This is a genomic window from Sphingomonas pituitosa NBRC 102491 (genome assembly GCF_001598435.1).
Taxonomy (GTDB): domain Bacteria; phylum Pseudomonadota; class Alphaproteobacteria; order Sphingomonadales; family Sphingomonadaceae; genus Sphingomonas; species Sphingomonas pituitosa.
In genome coordinates this window covers 1-3,402 of the sequence record NZ_BCYY01000054.1, presented here as the reverse complement: position 1 = coordinate 3,402, position 3,402 = coordinate 1, and the positions used below count along the sequence as shown (strand labels likewise).

The following is a 3,402-nucleotide window of genomic DNA, read 5'->3' as shown; positions in this document are numbered from 1 at the left end:
CCGTGCCGCCGGCGGTCAGCACGCTATCGACATTGGTGACCTGGGTGCCGGTGTAGCTGCTGTTCGACGAGGAGAGGCCCACCGAGATGGTCGGGCTCAGCTTGTCGAGGCCGGACACGCCTTCGCCATTCTTGTTGAGCTTGATCTCCGAGGTGACGCCCAGCGTGAAGCCGCTGCTCTTGGCGTTGCCGCTCTGGCGGTCTTCCTCCGTCGCTGCCGCCAGCGTGATCGCGCCGTTCGCCGCGAGGCCGTGATTTCTGCGTTACTCTTGCTCCAACAACCCCTATCTTGGCCAGTACGTCAGCGGCATCGACTTAGGGCGAGTAGAATCGCCTCGCCTATGGCATCTGCTTGGTTTGGGTAAGAAATAATAACATCTTCAAATTTGTCACTATTGGACCTACCCCAAGCTTCACGTTTTTCATGTTTCGTCGGAAGAAGATGAAGTTTCTGGTGATAAACGTCTGCATCAACGCTTTTCATTGCCTTGAACATTGCAGCACGATTCTTGAAGCCATATCGCTGTATTACGTCCTTTACCCAAGCTTCATAGCGCTCAGCATGCTGCTCGCGTGTAATGATCGGCAGGTTCTCTAGCGTGAAAATTCTGCTGGCCTCGAGTGCTTTGATAAGAGCAGAGCCGATTGAGCAGGCGGATGCGTCAGGAGAAAGGTATATCTGCTGCCCCTCGGGATCGGCCCACCCCGAGCGGAAACCAGAGTAAGTCTCAATCAAGGTAAATACCGAATTGCTCAATATTGACGCACGCGGACGAGAGGGAGGCACTTCCATCTCGGTCATTTTGTCACCGTGACGTCAATATTTACGCCTATCTTTCTAGAATACTCTGCAGCCTTCATAATTTGCTCCCATTGCGCTGTATTTGTACCCGAAGGAATGGCAAGGTGAATTTCTCGAACATTTATATCAGATGGAGAAAGTCGTACATTGGAAAGTTTATATCCGCCGAAATCCGCCACCGCATCGGCGTATGATTTTAGGGTCGCATAGATCTGAGATGGATTAGACAATCTAGACGCTGTTGACGTATCGAGCGTCTTCGCACTTATAGCGCGACCGGTTGTCTTCTCAAAGAAGTCGAACGTCTTAAAGTTCGGGGGCAGTCTATCATCAACTGGCAGCCGAGCGGCGATATAGTCCTCCCACGGGCCACCTTGGCCTGCAATCCCCTTGCCCCACGCAATCCCGGCATCGACTGAGGTTTCAACTTTAACTCCCACAGAAGCAAATCGGCCAACCAACCCGTCCGTTGCCAAAGCGACGCCACCATTGATAGTCAATTCAGCTGCCGCACCACCGCACGCACCCGAATCCGCGTTGCTGCCGAAAACGCACGAGCCGAAGAAGGGCGCGGTTTGAGCTGTAACAGCATTAAGCGCGGAACTAGTAGCGTTCATCGCAGCAGCACGGGCTGCTGCTGAGCGCGCCTTATAGGCGTCTGCCTCCGCCTGCGTCGGAACGTAGAAAGGATCTCCGTCCCCCGGGGGAGTGAGGGCCGCGACAAAGTCCAGCAAGGCCAGCCCGGTCTTGGTAGCCGCGCCACCCGCCGCCTTGGCCTGCGCGTTGATGCGATCCTGCGCCGCCTTGACAACGGCTTGACCTTCCGCCGTCTGATATACCGGGTCCAACTGCCCCGTCTCCGGGTCAGCCACGCTGCTTAGGGTACCGAGATCCGCCAGGAACTGCGCAGCTGGGGCCGCTTCTTTGGTAGCGCCTGCCAGCCCGTTCGACACGTTTGCACGGTCTTGTACTTTCAGGAAATACAAGTCCTGCAGCGTTGCCGGATCAGCAATGGCGTTCAGCACCGTGCCAAGCGCCTGTTCCATCGGGCCTGGATTTTTGATGGTCGCTAGATCAGACCGCACAATCGCCTTGCCGGCGTCATCAAGCGAATCAAAGTTCCGCTGGAAGGATGCAAGCTCGGCATCACTGAAACGCGACAGAACCGATTGCAGATCGGCGCTACCGCCGGACAGGTAAGCGATTTTCGATCCACGATAAGCAGCAGCTATCTGGCTTTCGATGGCTGCGCTCGTGATCTGGCCGCTTTCCAGCTTATCAAGAAGAGCCTTCCGCTGCTTTTCATCAAGACCAACAGACTTCATCTTACTCACAAGCTCGGCTACGTCCTGCCTAGAGGCGGCATCCGCGGCATTTCCGTATGATACAGCTAGCTTATCTAGGTAAGGATTGTTCTCCTGTACGCATGAAGAGGAGGCCCTGCACGCGACGTATTCTCCATAGGATTTCAACAGATCCGAGACGGAAACATTCTGATCATCCGCAATTTTCTTGACTTGCGCACCAAATCCTGTGGAATCTCGCTCGATCAGCTGCTCGATCGAGTATTTAACCTGACGGGGCAGAATCACCTTCAAACTTCCGTCCGGCATCCGTTCGGAGTTGTTCTGCGTCTCGAGATGCGCCGACGTCACGGCGCTCTGCGCATCCAAGCCTGCACCGGAGGCGACCGCTGCGACGATCGTCGCCACCAGATTATCGCGTGCCTGCTGCTCCGCGAGCGTCAGCGGCTTGCCGTCCTTGTCGGTTGCCGTCGTCTTCCCAGTCTTGAGAAGATCGTTCAGCACGACCGCTGCCGCAGCGCCCATCGCCCCGCTGGCACAGTCGCCCGAGCCCCCTGCGGCGCTGCCGGCACAGCCGACCAGCCCCTGCAGCGCGGCGCGGGCCTCTTTGCTCTGTAGCTTGTCGGCGATTTCCTTGACCTTGCTCGTCGCCAGGCCCTGCAACACGTTGACCGCCGCTCCCTGCACGAGGCTGGTGAGCGAGCCGGCGACGTCCGATCCGGCAGCACCGTTGATCGCCGTGAGTACAAGCCGCCCGGCGCCACCGGCACCCCAGATCGCATAGGGGTTGGACTGGGGATCCCTGTTCGGATTCTCTTTGGCCCATTGTTCGGCCTTGGACGCCTGGCTACTCAGGAACGCCGTGGTCTCCGCCGCCAGCGTCTGCGCCGCCTGGAAGCCCTGGGCGATTTCCTGGCGCTTGGCCTCGTCGAACTGCTGGACGATCGCGCCGGCATTGGCGCCGCTGGTGTCGCGGCTGATCGTCTGGGCGAGCGCGGCGCTGGCGGCGTCGCCCGATGTGATCGTGATCGTGCCGTTCGCGATTGCCGACTGGGTGGTGCCCGACTGGTCGCCGCTCGCCCCCATCGCCATCGGCGGGGTCGCGGTCACCGTGCCGATACCCTTGATCGGCAGCCCCGACAGCGGCGTGGCGCCCTGCTGCGAGGCTTGCCCGCCCTTGCTCGCCTTGATCCCGCCGATGCCGCCGCCGATCGAGGTCTGGCTGGCTTCCCAGGTCTCGCGGTTCTCGAGGTCGCTGGCGTGGAGCGTGCCGGTGGTCAGGCTGTTCTTCGAGGGG

At 59.1% G+C, this 3,402-nt stretch carries 2 protein-coding genes; both read right to left on the bottom strand.

Annotation, left to right across the window (positions count from 1 at the left end):
• Window positions 1–300 precede the first annotated feature (300 nt).
• Window positions 301–801, bottom strand: a complete 501-nt coding sequence (locus SPI01S_RS22045) for a contact-dependent growth inhibition system immunity protein (protein ID WP_084253694.1) — start codon at window positions 799–801, stop codon at window positions 301–303.
• The coding region (locus SPI01S_RS22810) for an endonuclease toxin domain-containing protein (RefSeq protein ID WP_218017646.1) at window positions 798–3,402 on the bottom strand (2,605 nt) is incomplete at its 5' end. The genes SPI01S_RS22810 and SPI01S_RS22045, both read right to left, overlap by 4 nt.

Excerpts from the sequence above, each read along its gene's own strand:
- SPI01S_RS22045 (WP_084253694.1), bottom strand. The coding sequence starts at position 801 with ATGACCGAGATGGAAGTGCCTCCCTCTCGTCCGCGTGCGTCAATATTG.